At 70.5% G+C, this 13,879-nt stretch carries 9 protein-coding genes, 2 tRNA genes and 1 pseudogene; 4 read left to right on the forward strand and 8 right to left on the reverse strand.

The annotated features are described in order from the left end of the window. Positions 1-22: 22 nt before the first annotated feature. Positions 23-526: pseudogene (gene yjgA, locus ABE505_RS04030) on the forward strand (ribosome biogenesis factor YjgA); the annotation flags it as partial. Positions 527-654: 128 nt separating this feature from the next. On the opposite strand, the gene tldD reads toward yjgA, so the two are convergent. The 4 genes from tldD to ABE505_RS04050 all read right to left on the reverse strand — a co-directional run bounded on the left by tldD (position 655) and on the right by ABE505_RS04050 (position 8,177). Beyond that, positions 655-2,118: a metalloprotease TldD gene (tldD, locus tag ABE505_RS04035; protein ID WP_183425824.1), complete on the reverse strand. Its 1,464-nt coding sequence runs from the start codon at positions 2,116-2,118 to the stop codon at positions 655-657. 71 nt (positions 2,119-2,189) lie between these two features. After that, positions 2,190-6,047, reverse strand: a complete 3,858-nt coding sequence (locus ABE505_RS04040) for a YhdP family protein (protein WP_346443688.1) — start codon at positions 6,045-6,047, stop codon at positions 2,190-2,192. A gap of 9 nt (positions 6,048-6,056) precedes the next feature. Further along, positions 6,057-7,571 (reverse strand): ribonuclease G, encoded by a 1,515-nt coding sequence (gene rng, locus ABE505_RS04045; RefSeq protein ID WP_346443689.1) that lies wholly within the window; start codon positions 7,569-7,571, stop codon positions 6,057-6,059. A gap of 6 nt (positions 7,572-7,577) precedes the next feature. Then, positions 7,578-8,177, reverse strand: a complete 600-nt coding sequence (locus ABE505_RS04050) for a Maf family protein (protein ID WP_346443691.1) — start codon at positions 8,175-8,177, stop codon at positions 7,578-7,580. Between the two features lie 122 nt (positions 8,178-8,299). Here ABE505_RS04050 and ABE505_RS04055 point away from each other — a divergent pair, with 122 nt between their 5' ends. From ABE505_RS04055 to ABE505_RS04065, 3 genes are all read left to right on the forward strand, one after another. Continuing rightward, a complete protein-coding gene (locus ABE505_RS04055; protein ID WP_346443693.1) occupies positions 8,300-9,031 on the forward strand; it encodes an SIMPL domain-containing protein in 732 nt (243 codons plus the stop codon). Between the two features lies 1 nt (position 9,032). Continuing rightward, positions 9,033-9,206 (forward strand): hypothetical protein, encoded by a 174-nt coding sequence (locus ABE505_RS04060; protein WP_346443694.1) that lies wholly within the window; start codon positions 9,033-9,035, stop codon positions 9,204-9,206. A gap of 200 nt (positions 9,207-9,406) precedes the next feature. Beyond that, a complete protein-coding gene (locus ABE505_RS04065; RefSeq protein WP_346443695.1) occupies positions 9,407-10,099 on the forward strand; it encodes an energy transducer TonB in 693 nt (230 codons plus the stop codon). 339 nt (positions 10,100-10,438) lie between these two features. Here the strand turns inward: ABE505_RS04065 and ABE505_RS04070 are convergent. The 4 genes from ABE505_RS04070 to alaS form a co-directional block, all read right to left on the reverse strand. After that, positions 10,439-10,515 (reverse strand) — tRNA-Arg (locus ABE505_RS04070). A 102-nt stretch (positions 10,516-10,617) separates the two neighbouring features. Beyond that, positions 10,618-10,710 (reverse strand) — tRNA-Ser (locus ABE505_RS04075). A gap of 52 nt (positions 10,711-10,762) precedes the next feature. Further along, positions 10,763-10,978 (reverse strand): carbon storage regulator CsrA, encoded by a 216-nt coding sequence (gene csrA / locus ABE505_RS04080; protein ID WP_346443696.1) that lies wholly within the window; start codon positions 10,976-10,978, stop codon positions 10,763-10,765. A 157-nt stretch (positions 10,979-11,135) separates the two neighbouring features. Then, positions 11,136-13,778 carry an alanine--tRNA ligase gene (gene alaS, locus ABE505_RS04085; protein ID WP_346443697.1) on the reverse strand — a complete coding sequence of 881 codons (2,643 nt, stop codon included), beginning with the start codon at positions 13,776-13,778 and terminating at the stop codon, positions 11,136-11,138. Positions 13,779-13,879 lie beyond the last annotated feature (101 nt).

Raw genomic sequence — 13,879 nt, forward strand, 5'->3', positions numbered from 1 at the left:
GTCAATGGCTTATCCTGTTGCGATGAGAGGCATAGACGAAGACAGCGGCGAGTATCTGAGCCCGAGCCGCAAGCAGCAGCGCCGCGAGGCGCTCGAGGTGCTGGCGCTGGCCGAGGCGCTGGTGGCGCTGCCCGAGGGGCGGCTGGCGAAGCTGCCGGTGCCCGACGCGCTGCTGCCGCACATCGCCGAGACGCGACGGATCACCTCGCACATCGCGCGCAAGCGGCAGATGGCGTTTCTGGCCAAGCAGATGCGCCGCGAGGAAGACGAGACGCTGGAGGCGATCCGCGACGCGCTCGACGCCGGCGGCGAGGCTTCGCGCATCGAGACCGCGATGCTGCACCGCGCCGAGAGCTGGCGCACGCGCCTGCTCGACGAGGGCGACGGCGCGCTGGCCGAACTGCTGGAGGCCTACCCGCAGGCCGACCGCCAGCGCCTGCGCCAACTGGTGCGCAACGCGCTGGCCGAGCGGGCGAAGAACAAGCCGCCGGCGGCGTTCCGGGACCTGTTCCGGCTGCTGCGCGATACGGTGGCGCACAAGCCCGAAGCGCCTTGAATCGCCATTGTTGACCGGCGATACGACAGCGCAGCCTGGCTGCGCGCGCGCCAACGTGCAGCCTGGCATCACGAGTCCCGAACCACCGATTACGGCGTTCAAGCCTGGGTACCACCCACGGTGAGCCCGTCGATCAGCAGCGACGGCTGGCCCACGCCGACCGGGACGCTCTGGCCGTCCTTGCCGCAGATGCCCACGCCGTCGTCGAGCGCCATGTCGTGGCCGACCATGCGCACGCGCTGCATCGTCTCGGGGCCATTACCGATCAGCGTGGCGCCCTTGACCGGGGCGGTGATGCGGCCATCCTCGATCAGGTAGGCCTCGGTCGCCGAGAACACGTACTTGCCGCTGGTGATGTCGACCTGGCCGCCGCCAAAGTTGACCGCGTACAGCCCCTTTTTCACCGAGCGGATCATGTCCTGCGGGTCGTCGCGGCCAGCCAGCATGTAGGTGTTGGTCATGCGCGGCATCACCCGGTGCGCGAACGATTCACGGCGGCCGTTGCCGGTCGAGGCGACACCGCTCAGGCGCGCGTTGAGGGTGTCGTGCATGTAGCCGGTCAGCACGCCGTCCTCGATCAGCGTGGTGCACTGGGTCGGCGTGCCTTCGTCATCGACGTTCAGCGAACCGCGACGGCCGGCCAGCGTGCCGTCGTCGACGATCGTCACCCCGGGCGCGGCCACGCGCTGCCCGACGCGCCCGGCATAGGTGCTGGTGCCCTTGCGATTGAAGTCGCCCTCCAAGCCGTGGCCGACGGCCTCGTGCAGCAGCACGCCGGGCCAGCCGGCGCCGAGCACGACGGGCATCACGCCGGCCGGCGCGTCGACGGCCTCGAGATTCACCAGGGCCTGGCGCAGCGCTTCGCGCGCGAAGTGCTCCGGACGTCCGTCGCCGAGCAGTTCGGCATAGCTGTAGCGCCCGCCGTAGCCGGCATAGCCGGACTCGCGGCGGCCGTCCTGCTCGACCAACACCTGGATGTTGAGCCGGACCAGCGGGCGCACGTCGCCGGCGAGCACGCCATCGCTGCGCGCGACCAGGATGGTGTCCACGCCGCCCGTCAGGCTGACGCTCACCTGCTGCACGCGCGGGTCGGCGGCGCGCAGGAAGCGGTCAATCCGGCGCAGCGCTTCGACCTTCTCCGCGCTGCCCAGTGCGTCGATCGGGTCGCCGGATGGGTAGAGATCATGCGCGCGCGCGCGCACCAGCGCCTGCGGGGCATGCGCGCGGCCGTCGCGGGCGATCGCACGCGCCGAGCGCGCCGCGCCCAGCAGGGCCACCGCATCGATGTCGTCGGAGTAGGCCAGGCCGGTCTTCTCGCCGCTGATCGCGCGCACGCCCACGCCCTGCTCGATCGCGTGCGAGCCGCTCTTGACGATGCCGTCCTCGACCGACCAGCTCTCGCGGCGCGCGTGCTGGAAGTACAGGTCGCCGAAGTCGATGCCCGGGCCGAGCAGCGCAGAGAAGGTGCGGTCGAGATGTGCGCTGTCGAGGCCGGCGGGCAATAGCAGACGGGACTGCGCGAGGGCCAGCGCGTCGCCAGTCGCGGGGGAGAGATCGGTCATCCCTCAAGTGTGGGGCCTGGTGGAGGAATGGCAACCCACCGCGCGCGCCTTCCGGTGACGCACGCGATCGATCAAGGGCCGGTCGGCGGCGCAGGCGCCGCCTCGGGTGGCCGCGCATCGCGGCGCTCGACGACCTCGACCTTCGGATCCTGCCACGGGCCGCTGACGTGGTAGTTGCGTGCGCCCATTTCGGCCAGCGGCCGCCGCAGCACTGCGTTGGCGACCGCGCCCACCGCCGCGCCCACCGGGCCTGCGGTCAGCGCCCCGACCGCGGGCAGCAGGTTGCCGGTCTTGGGCAGCACTTCGATGTCCTGGTCGTGGGTGCGCGCCTGCAGATCGGCGGTGCCGCGGATGCGGATCTCCGCCGCCGGGCCGTCGATCGTGACCCCGTCGCTGCGAGCCAGGCCCTGGCCGAAGCGGATCTCGCCGGCAATCCGGCTGAAGCCGAAGCCGCGATTGAAGAAATCGCGGAAATCGAGCATCAGCCGGCGCGGCAGCTCGGCCACGCTCAGCAGCCCCAGCACACGTCCGGCGCCGGGCTCGACCTCGACCAGTTGGCCGTCCTTGACCGTGACCTGCAGCGCCCCTTCCAGCGATGCGACCGCGAACGCGTTGGGCGCGCCGGGCCAGGCGGCATCGAAGTCCACCCGCCCCTGACCGCCGACGATACTGCCGGCAAAGCCCAGGCCGGAGGCCAGACGGCCGAAGTCGTCGCTCTCCAGGTCGGCTTCGAGCGTTGTGCGCGCAGCGGTGCCGCGTCCGGTCCAGCGGCCGCGCAGCTCGATCCGGTGTTGCGGCGACTGCACCCGCAGGTGATCGAGCGCAACGCCGCCGGGCACACGCACCAGGCTGCCATCGGCGGTGCCCAGTTGCAGGGGGCCGACGCGCAGGTCCTCGATCGCCAGCCGGATCGGCCGCAGCGTCGCCGGATCGATCGTGTCGGCATCGCCCGGAGACGCCGGCGGCTGCGCTGCCCGCGGTTCATCGGCCGGCGGCTGCGCCTGCATCGGCCAATGCAGGCGCTGCAGCGTCGCGACCACCGGCGCAGCGTCCGCGTCGGGCACACGCACGCCGCCCGCCAGCGCCGCACCATCGAAACGCAGGCTGGTGCCGGCGCCCTGACGGACCGCGGTGATCCGGGTCTGGCCGAAACCGGCGCCGGGCAGACGCAGGTCGAGCGCGGTCAGGTCCACGCCCACCAGGCGGGGCGCATCCGCGCCCTCGTCGCCGCCGGCCGCCAATCCGATCCAGTCGGCGAGTTCGATGACCGGGGTGCGCCCGCCGATCGCGATCCCCGAGGCCGGCGGCGCCTCGGCGACACGCCCGCTGCCGAAAGTCAGGCGCACGCCGGTGCCGGCATCGCGCGCACGCGCGCGCACCGCGAGTCGATCGCCGAATCCGACCGCGATGTCGCCGGCGTCGAACGGCAGCGACGCATCGATCGTCGTGCGCAGCGCTTCGCCGGCCGGTTTGGCCAGCGGTGCCGGCAGCCGCAATGCCGTGCCGACAAGATCGGAACGCAGCAGCAGGCGCGCCGGAGCCTGGCCTGGCGCGGGCGCACGCGCGACCGAGACCTGCACCTGCCAGGGCGCCGCCCCGTCGACATGGGGACGCAACCAGCCCAGGTCGGGCGCGCGTGCGAGCAGGTCGTTGGCCGCGAGCGTGGCGGCGAGCTCGGCTTCGAACGCCTGGTCGCGGTCACGGACATGGCCCTCGCCCGCACGCAGCGCCAGCGTGCCGGCATGCCCCTCGGTGCGAGCGGCCAGCCGCTCGCCGGAAAACCCGTTCTGATCGAAGCGTGCGCTGCCGCGCACATCGCTGAAGTCGAGCGCAAAGCGGCCTTCGCGTGCCGACACGCCGTCCAGCGCAACGCTGCCGTCGAGCCGCACCGGCGCGTCGTGCGGCACCGCCAGCGTCAGTGCGACGCGCGCCGGACCGGACACCTTGAGGTTGTCGAGGGTCTCGGCATGCTCGGCGTGGAACGGGCTTTGCCGCATCAGCGTCAGCAACGCGCCAGCATCGGCCTGGGTGGTGGCGCGGACCTCGACCGGGCTGTGCGCGTAGTGCTGCATCCCGGCCTCGATCGCACGCACCGGCACCCCGGCCAGTTCGCCATGCGCGTCCTCGACCGAGAAACCATCGTTGACGAAACGCACCCGCCCGCTCATCCGCTCCAGCGCCGGCCAGTCGTCCTGGAAGCGGATCGTCGCGTCTTCGATCCGCGCCCGCGCGTCGAACACGCCCCGGCGATCGTGTCCGTCGGCGCTGCTGAAGGGCCAGTCGCCCAGCTCGCCGGAGACGATCGCGCGGCCGTCGCGGACCGTGCCGGCGACCAGTGCCATGTTCAGCCAGTCCATCGCGGCAGCCGGCATTTCGTGGCGCACCCAGAACTTCTTGGCGACCGGCACCTGCGCCGCGTCGACCACCGCTGCCAGATCGATGCGCGGGCGTGCGCCGTTGCCGTGGAACGCCAGGCCGCCGCGCACGTCCGCGGCGTAGCCGTCGCCTTCGATCCGCAGCGCCGGTGTCTCGACGCGCCAGTCGCCGTCCTCGCGCCACGCCGCGATCTCGCCCTCGAGCCGCAGCGGATGCGGCACGCCGAAGCCCTTGGGCCAGTCGAACACCGGCCGGGCCTGAGGATCGGGACGGAAGACCAGGCCATCGGCATCGCCGGTCAGGGTGCCGGTCAGCCCGTGCAGGCCGGGCGTCGTTCCGACCGGCGCGAAGCCCAGGTTCTCGATCCGCGCGGCGACCCGGGCCGGGCCACCGGGCAACGCGGCGACCTCGACATCGGCGAGCACCGCCTGCGGCGCGGCAGCCTGCAACCAGGCGCGCAGCGACGGCGACAGGCCATCGCCGAGCGCAGCCAGCGCCAGCAGCGGCGCGACTTCGACGCGTGCCGCACGCATCGCATAGCGCGAACCGCCAGCCAGTACGAGCCCGTCGAGCGTCTGCTCGCGACCGTGCTGGACCATGCGCAGCGTCGGCGCGTCGAGTCTCCAGTCCGCGCCCTCGTGCTCCCAGCGCAGTTGCGCGCGCACGCCGTCGAACGCCACCGCACCCTGGGCGTCGCTGCCCTGCCCGCTCGGCTCTGCGCGCCGCAGCGACAGCGTGTCGAGCGCAATATCGGCCGTGGCCGCAACGACCCGGCGCTCGCGCAATTCCAGCCACGCCGCGACCCGGCCGTGGCCTTCGCCGATCGCCGCACCACTGGGCGCCAGCAACGGCGACCAGACCTGGAGGTCGTTGCGCGGCATCGCGACGTAAGCCCGTCCGGTGAGGTCGTCGCGCAGCAGATCGACCCGCAGATCCAGCGGCGCCCCGTTGACCTCGACCCAGGCCCGGGCCGCGGCGCGCACCCGGCGCCGGTCGACCTGCATCCGCAGATCGACCCGCGGCAACGTGTGCCGCAGCGACAGCGAGGGCGCATCGATCGTGAGCCGGGCACCGATGACCTGCAGCTCGCCGAGGCCTTCGAGCGTGGCCAGCGGATCGTCGCTGGGCGTCGCGCTGCCGGGCAGGCCACGGACATGCCAGCCACCGTCATCGTCGCGCTCGAGGGTCAGTGCCAGCCCCTGGATCCGCAGTTCGGTCAGCGAACGGCCCGGCAGCAGGCCCGAGTACGGCGTGACCTGGATCTCGGCACTGTCGATCGGCACCGCGGTCGCCGGCTCGCCGATGCGCAGCCCGGTCACCCGCAGCAGCGGTCCGCGTCGGCTCCACTGGGTGCGCAGGGTCTCGAATGCGACCGGCCGGCCGGCACGTTCGCTGAGCCAGCGCTCGACGCTGCGCGGATTGCGCTCGACCCACGGTAACGCCAGCTGCGCCAGCGCCACCGCGCCGATCGCGACCAGCACCACCGACAACGCCGCCACGTACCACGCGCCCAGATGCGCGCGGCGCAGGCGGTTCGCCCACGCCGCCGTCATCGTCGTGCCCTAGAGCAGCACAACGTCGAACTGCTCCTGCAGGTACTGGTCGTCGGACTGGAACCGGATCGACTTGCCGAGGAACTCCTCGAGCTCGACGACCGCGGCCGACTCCTCATCGGTAATCGTCGCCACGACCTTCGGCGAGGCGATGACCAGCAGCCGGTCGGCATCGAACTGGCGCACTGCGCGCACGATCTCGCGGAAGATCTCGTAAGTCACCGTCTCGACGGTCTTGACGATGCCCCGGCCGCCGCAGGCGCCGCACGATTCGCCGAGCTGGCGCTGCAGGCTCTCGACAGTGCGCTTGCGGGTCATCTCGACCAGGCCCAGCGGCGAGAAGTCGTAGACGGTGGTCTTGGCATGGTCGCGCGCGAGCGATTTTTCGAGCGTGCGCAGCACCTGGCGGCGATGCTCGGGGTCGGCCATGTCGATGAAGTCGATGATGATGATGCCGCCCAGGTTGCGCAGCCGCAGTTGCCGGGCGACCGCCTGCGCGGCCTCCAGATTGGTGCGGAACACCGTCTCCTCGAGATTGCGCTGGCCCAGGAACGAACCGGTGTTGACGTCGACGGTGGTCATCGCCTCGGTCTGGTCGATGACCAGGGTGCCGCCGGACTTGAGCGCGACCTCCTTGTTGAGCGCTCGCTGGATCTCGTCTTCGACGCCGTACAGGTCGAAGATCGGCCGCGACCCGGCATAGCATTCGATCCGGTCCACCAGCCGCGCCTGTTCGGCCGGCCCCGGCGCCGGCAGGTACTGCGCGGCGAACACGCACAGCTTCTCGTAGGTGTCGCGCGAGTCGACCTTGACCTTGTCGACATCGCGGCGCATCAGGTCGCGCACCGCGCGCATCGGCAGGGTCAGGTCCTCGTAGACCCGGCTGCCGACCTTCGCCTCGCCGACGGTGCGCTCGATCAGCGCCCAGGCCCGCTGCAGGTAGGCAATGTCCTCGGCCAGCGCCTCCGCGCTCTGGCCCTCGGCATTGGTGCGCACGATGTAGCCGTGGCCGCCGGTGGCGGCAGCGAGCTCGGACACCAGCGTTTTGAGCCGTAACCGTTCGGCCTCGTCCTCGATCCGCGCCGACACACCGACCGCACGCGACTGCGGCAGCAGCACGAGATAGCGCGAGGGAATGCTGATCTGGGTCGTCAGCCGCGCGCCCTTGCTGCCGATGGGGTCCTTGACCACCTGGACGACGATCTCCTGACCGTCGCGCAGCAGTTCGTTGACCGGCAGCGTCGGCCCCGATGGCGGGAACAGGCTCTCGCCGTCGCCATCGCCGTTGGCCTGCGGCGCACGCATCACGTCGTTGGCGTGCAGGAAGGCCGCCCGTTCCAGGCCGATGTCGACGAACGCCGCCTGCATGCCCGGCATCACCCGCTGCACCCGGCCCTTGTAGATATTGCCGACCACGCCGCGCCGCCAGCCGCGCTCGATGTGCAGCTCCTGCAGCATGCCGTTCTCGACCACGGCCACGCGCGTCTCGCGCGGAGTGACATTGATGAGGATCTCTTCCGACATGCCCGATCAGGCCTCCTGCGCCTGCGCGACGAACGGCCGCGGGGCCAGCCCGAAATCGCCCAGCAGCGCGCCGGTCTGCTGCAACGGCAGGCCGACCACGCCCGAGTAGCTGCCGGCCAGGCGTGCGACGAACAGCTCCGCGCCACCTTGGATCGCATAGCCGCCGGCCTTGCCGCGCGGCTCGCCGCTGGCGACGTAGGCTGCGATGGTCGCCTCGTCGAGCGGAGCGAAGGTCACCTCCGTGATCACCGTCGCCTGGGCCTGACGATCGGCCCCGACCAGCGCCACCGACGAGATCACCTCGTGGGTCCGCCCCGAGAGCCTGCGCAGCATCGATGCGGCTTGGGCATCGTCGCACGGCTTGCCGAAGACCTCACCGTCGAGGACGACCTCGGTGTCGGCGCCGAGCACGACCGCGCCGGGCTCGGCCGCCAGCGTACGCAGCCCGGCATCGGCCTTGTCGCGTGCGACACGGCGCACGTAGTCGCCCGCGCGCTCGCCCGGATCGCGGCACTCCACGACATCGACGTCGACGACGCCAAAAGGGAGTCCGAAACGGGCCAACAGGGCGCGGCGGCGCGGGGATTGCGAGGCGAGATACAACATCGGGCAAGGATACCGCGCAGCGGCCGCGCAGCCGTCGACGCCAAGTCGATCAACCCCGTTCCGGCTCACGACCCGTTCACTGCCCTGTGACGACCCTTGTTCCGTCGTCCTTGGAGACCACCATGCGCCCCAATCCGCTTCGCCCCTTGCTGCTCGCCTGCAGCCTTGCCCTTGGGACCGTTTCGATGACTGCCACCGCCCAGGACCATCAGGTCGCCGCCGCCCCCTCAGACGGCACCCTGCTGTCGATCTCGGCCAGGGCCGAGGCCAGCCGCGTGCCCGACATCGCCACACTGTCGACTGGCGTGGTCACGCAAGCCGGCGACGCCAACGGCGCCATGCGCGCCAACGCCGAGCAGATGACCCGGCTCACCGCCGCGATCAAGGCCGCCGGCATCGCCGAGCGCGACGTGCAGACCTCGGGTATCAACCTGAGCCCGCAGTATCACTACGCCGACAACCAGCCGCCGAAGATCACCGGCTACCAGGCCAGCAACACGGTCAATCTGAAGGTCCGCGACCTGCGTCGGCTCGGCTCGGTGCTCGATGCCCTGGTCGCCAACGGCGCCAACCAGATCAACGGGCCGACGTTCGAGATCGACAATGCGCAAGCCGTGGAGGACGAAGCCCGCGCCGCAGCGCTGAAGCAGGCGCAGCAGCGCGCCGAGCTCTACGCCAATTCGCTCGGCATGCGGGTGCGGCGCATCGTGAGCATCAGCGAAGGCGGCGGTTTCGCCCAGCCGCGCCCGATGATGGCGATGCGCGCGATGGCGCAGGACGCCTCCACCCCGATCGCGCCGGGCGAGAGCACGCTCAGCGCGAATCTCAACGTCGTGTTCGAACTCGGGCGCTGACATGAGCCGCAAGGACACGCCGCCCGCCGCACCGCCCAAGCCCGGCCAAACGCCGGGCTACTCGGAAAACCATCCGCGCGACCGCGAGGACGCACGGCAACCCGCCCCCGAGCGCAAGCGCAATCCGGACGAAGGCGGCCTCGACCGCGAACCCGAACGCATGCCCGGCGACTGACGTACCGGCGGATCCGGTCGCGCGCCGCGCGTGACCGGACCGCCCGTCCGCCGGCAACGACCACTCGTCGCCGGCCGCTTGTCTGGACACAAGATCGGTGCCCAGGCTGCAAACAGACACGGCGACCGTGTGCGGCGCTGCCTGCCCCCGGGTCGCCACGCTTCCGCTGGCCGCCCGGCCGGCACGACAGGAGGTGGCGCATGGTGCTGCAGCAGACCGCTCCCCGCATGCGGGGCTTCGCGAATCCGGACCGCCGTCCGGACCCGGTCCGGATCGTCGGCATCGCCGGCACCCTCGCCTTCAATGCAGTCGTGTTGTCGGTGCTGCTGGTGCCCGCCGGCGGCGGCGACCGGCTCTCCCTTCCCGATGCCGCGCCGCAGCTCGACTTCCGTTGGCTGACGCCTCCGCCGCCGACGCCGCCGCGCCCGCCCGAGACCCGCGAGATCGTCGCACCACGACCGCTGCCACCGGCCATCGCCACGCCGGCACCGGTCGCGGTGGCACCCGCGGTCGATGCCGCCGCCGTCGTCGAGCCCATGCCCAGCCCGTTTGCGGCGCCCGCGCCCGGCACCGATGGCGCGGTGGCGCCCCCGGCACTGAGCGCACCTGCGAGCGGCGTGCAACTGCAGTACGCCGCCGCGCCACCGCCGTCCTATCCGCGCGCTTCGCTGCGCGCCGGCCATACCGGCGTGGTGCAGCTCGAGGTGCACGTCGGCATCGATGGGCGGCCGTTGTCGGTGCGCGTGCACCGCAGCAGCGGGCATCGCGACCTCGACCAGGCCGCGCTGCGTCAGGTGCAGCGGCACTGGACGTTCCAGCCGGCCATGCGCGACGGGCGCCCGATCGAGGCGATCGGCGTCGTTCCCATCGCGTTCGATCTCGACCGCGGCTAAGCGCTGCAACCGGCGCGCCGGCATGCCCGGTGCGTCGGAAAAGCACGGATATGCACACGCGCGGCCGCGATCATGCAGCCCGCGGCCGCGCGCGCCGGTCGCCATGGCGTCGGCGGCGAAGTGCGCGAACCTGGAGAGATGCGATGTACAGAAGCGCGATTGCGGCAACGTCGCGCGCCGGACGTCTCGCGCGTTGGACGTCTCGCGCGCTGGGCGTCGTCGAACCGGCCTGTCGACGATGCGGGTCCGCAGATCCGGGGCATAGCGCGAACTTCGGCACGAGCGAAACGACAGGCAACAAAAAAGCCGACGATCTCTCGCCGGCTTCTCTGTTTGTTCTGGCGCGCCCGGAAGGATTCGAACCTCCGACCCCCAAGTTCGTAGCCTGGTGCTCTATCCAACTGAGCTACGGGCGCCTTGAACAGGAGCGGAATTTTGCAGGTAAAGCGAAATTCCGTCAATGCCTTTACGAAGATTTTTTTCTTTCGTCGGTGTCGCCGACGTCGGAATCCAGGCAATGGCGGAGAGTGAGGGATTCGAACCCTCGATGGAGCTTTTGACCCCATACTCCCTTAGCAGGGGAGCCCCTTCGGCCTCTCGGGCAACTCTCCGAAACATCACGTCAGGCGATGAATTGCTCGACGCGGTGCGAAGGATACCGACTCACCTCGCCTGCGGCAAATCCTCGTCCACATCGGCCTGTGCGTCGACGCCTTCGCCGCGGTGGATCCGCTGGTAGATCTCCTCGCGGTGGACGGCGACATCCTTGGGCGCAGTGATGCCAATGCGCACCTGGTTGCCCTTCACGCCCAGTACCGTTACCGAAACCGAGTCCCCAATCATCAACGTCTCACCGACGCGACGGGTCAGAATCAACATAGAAATCTCCTGAGGCCGGCGTGGAACGCCCCACCGGCGTGGCCTGCAATTCGGACCGTTCTCGACCTTGGGAACCGATTACAGACCAATTGAACCGTGAAGGATGTCGTCTCGAACGCGGCTGGTCAACCGGGCTCGAAACGTGTTTAGCGTGCGCTTATCCGACCCGCGCCCCGACCCAGGCCCCGACCTCGGCCAGGGCCGAGCGCAGTGCGGGGCCATCCTCGCCGCCACCCTGCGCCAGATCAGGACGTCCACCGCCCTTGCCGCCGATCCGTCCTGCGATCTCCGACAACAATTCGCCGGCCTTGACGCGTCCGCTCGCCTTGCCTGACACACCTGCAACCAGCGCCGCACGTCCATTGCTGGCGCCGGCAAGCACGATGACCGCATCGCCCAGCTGCTGTTTGAGCCGATCGACCGCATCGCGCAGTGCCTTCGCATCCAGTCCTTCGACGCGTGCAGCCACCACGTGGATACCGCCCACGTCGACCGCGCCCGTGGCGAGGTCCGCCGTCGCACCGCTGGCCGCCTTGGCCTTGAGCGTATCGAGCTCGCGCTCGAGCTGCTTCTGCCGGTCGAGCAGCGCCCGCAGCCGCTCGCCGACCTCCGCACCGGTGCCGCCCAGCAGGCCCGCCGCCTGACGCAAGCGATCCTCCTCGGCACGCACATGGTCGAGCGCCGCCTGGCCGGTCAGCGCCTCGATCCGTCGCACGCCGGCCGACACACCGCCCTCGGACACCAGCTTGAACAGCCCGATGCGGCCGGTCCGGTCGACGTGGGTGCCGCCGCACAGCTCGACCGACTCGCCCATCGTGACCACGCGGACGCGCTCGCCGTACTTCTCGCCGAACAACGCCATCGCGCCGGCGTCGAGCGCGGCCTGCATGTCCATCTGCTCGATCGAGACCGGATGGTTCGCCCGGACCTCGACGTTGACCCGGCGCTCGATCTCGGCCAGTTCCTCGGCTGCGACCGGCTGGAAATGCGAGAAGTCGAAGCGAAGCCGCTCCGGCGCCACCAGCGAGCCCTTCTGCGCGACGTGCGTGCCGAGCAGCTCGCGCAGCGCGCCATGCAGCAGGTGGGTCGCACTGTGGTTGAGTACGATCGTGCCGCGGCGCTCGGCATCCACCGCGCCGCGCACACGGTCGCCACGCCGCAGCGCACCGTTGGCGAGTCGCCCCAGGTGGCCATGGAACTGACCGGCGAGCTTCTGTGTGTCGCCGACCTCGAAGCGCAGCCCCTCAGCCTCGAGCACGCCGGTGTCACCGACCTGCCCGCCCGACTCGCCATAGAACGGCGTGCGGTCCAGGATCACCACCGCCTCGTCACCCGCCTCGATCGCATCGACCGGCCGGCCGTTCTTGAGCAGCGCGACGACCTCCAGGCCGTCGGCCTGCGTGGCGTCGTAGCCGACAAACGCGGTCGGCGAAAGCTGCGCAACCAGTTCGGCCGGCAGCGCCGTACCCGATGCGAAGCGTCCGGCCGCGCGCGCGGTTTCGCGCTGACGCTGCATCGCGGCGTCGAAGCCGGTCATGTCGACCTCGAGCCCGCGCTCGCGCGCGATGTCGGCCGTCAGATCCAGCGGGAAGCCGTAGGTGTCGTAGAGCCGGAACGCATCCTCGCCGGGAATCGCGCCCTGGCTGCGGGCGGCGACCTCATCGAAGATGCGCATGCCGGCATCGAGCGTCTCGGCAAAGCGCTCCTCTTCGGCGCGCAGTGCGCGTTCGACCAGCGTGCGCTTGTCGCGCAGTTCGGGATAGGCTTCGCCCATCGCCGCATCGAGCGTGTCCACCATCGCGTGGAAGAACGGCTGACGGACGCCCAGCATCCAGCCGTGACGCAATGCGCGGCGGATGATCCGGCGCAGCACGTAGCCGCGCCCTTCGTTGGACGGCAGCACACCGTCGACGATCAGGAAGCTGCAGGCGCGGATGTGATCGGCGATCACGCGCAGCGACTTGTTCTCCAGGTCCGCGGTGCCGGTGAGCTCGGCGGCCTTGCGGATCAGCGCCTGGAACAGATCGATCTCGTAGTTGCTGTGCACGCCCTGCAGGATCGCCGCCAGGCGCTCCAGGCCCATACCGGTGTCCACGCACGGCGCAGGCAGCGGCGCCAGCGTACCGTCAGCCTGGCGGTCGAACTGCATGAACACCAGGTTCCAGATCTCGATGAAACGGTCGCCGTCCTCGTCGGGCGAACCGGGCGGCCCACCGGGAATGTGCGCGCCGTGGTCGTAGAAGATCTCGGTGCACGGCCCGCAGGGGCCGGTGTCGGCCATCTGCCAGAAATTGTCGGAAGCGAACGGCGCCCCTTTGTTGTCGCCGATGCGGACGATGCGGTCCTCCGGCACGCCGACCATGTCGCGCCACAGCGCGTACGCCTCGTCATCGGTCTGATAGACGGTGACCAGCAGACGCTCGGCCGGCAGCTTCCAGACCTGGGTCAGCAGCTCCCAGGCCCAGGCGATCGCGTCCTTCTTGAAGTAGTCGCCGAACGACCAGTTGCCCAGCATCTCGAAGAACGTGTGGTGACGCGCGGTGTAGCCCACCGCATCGAGATCGTTGTGCTTGCCGCCCGCGCGCAGACAGCGCTGTACGTCCGCCGCACGCACATAGCTGCGCTTTTCCGCGCCCAGGAACACATCCTTGAACTGCACCATGCCGGAGTTGGTGAACAGCAGCGTGGGATCGTTGCCCGGCACCAAGGGTGCCGATGGCACGATGGTGTGGCCCTTGCTGCGGAAGAACTCGATGAAATCGCTGCGGATCTGCGCGGTCGTGGAGCTGTGCGTGGTCATGTGCCTGGCGTGACGGGACGGGCATGCCCCAGGCCGGGAATCACCGCCGTTGGCGGGGCCGGTCCGGAACTCGCGCCCAAGAACGGCAAGATTAGCAGGCC

The organism is Luteimonas sp. TWI382, from assembly GCF_039674545.1.
Classification (GTDB): Bacteria; Pseudomonadota; Gammaproteobacteria; order Xanthomonadales; family Xanthomonadaceae; genus Luteimonas.

Coding starts and splice junctions, on each gene's coding strand:
- tldD (WP_183425824.1), bottom strand. CDS start 2,118: ATGACCGATCTCTCCCCCGCGACTGGCGACGCGCTGGCCCTCGCGCAG.
- rng (WP_346443689.1), bottom strand. CDS start 7,571: ATGTCGGAAGAGATCCTCATCAATGTCACTCCGCGCGAGACGCGCGTG.
- ABE505_RS04050 (WP_346443691.1), bottom strand. CDS start 8,177: ATGTTGTATCTCGCCTCGCAATCCCCGCGCCGCCGCGCCCTGTTGGCC.
- ABE505_RS04055 (WP_346443693.1), top strand. CDS start 8,300: ATGCGCCCCAATCCGCTTCGCCCCTTGCTGCTCGCCTGCAGCCTTGCC.
- ABE505_RS04060 (WP_346443694.1), top strand. CDS start 9,033: ATGAGCCGCAAGGACACGCCGCCCGCCGCACCGCCCAAGCCCGGCCAA.
- ABE505_RS04040 (WP_346443688.1), bottom strand. CDS start 6,047: ATGACGGCGGCGTGGGCGAACCGCCTGCGCCGCGCGCATCTGGGCGCG.
- csrA (WP_346443696.1), bottom strand. CDS start 10,978: ATGTTGATTCTGACCCGTCGCGTCGGTGAGACGTTGATGATTGGGGAC.
- alaS (WP_346443697.1), bottom strand. CDS start 13,778: ATGACCACGCACAGCTCCACGACCGCGCAGATCCGCAGCGATTTCATC.
- ABE505_RS04065 (WP_346443695.1), top strand. CDS start 9,407: ATGGTGCTGCAGCAGACCGCTCCCCGCATGCGGGGCTTCGCGAATCCG.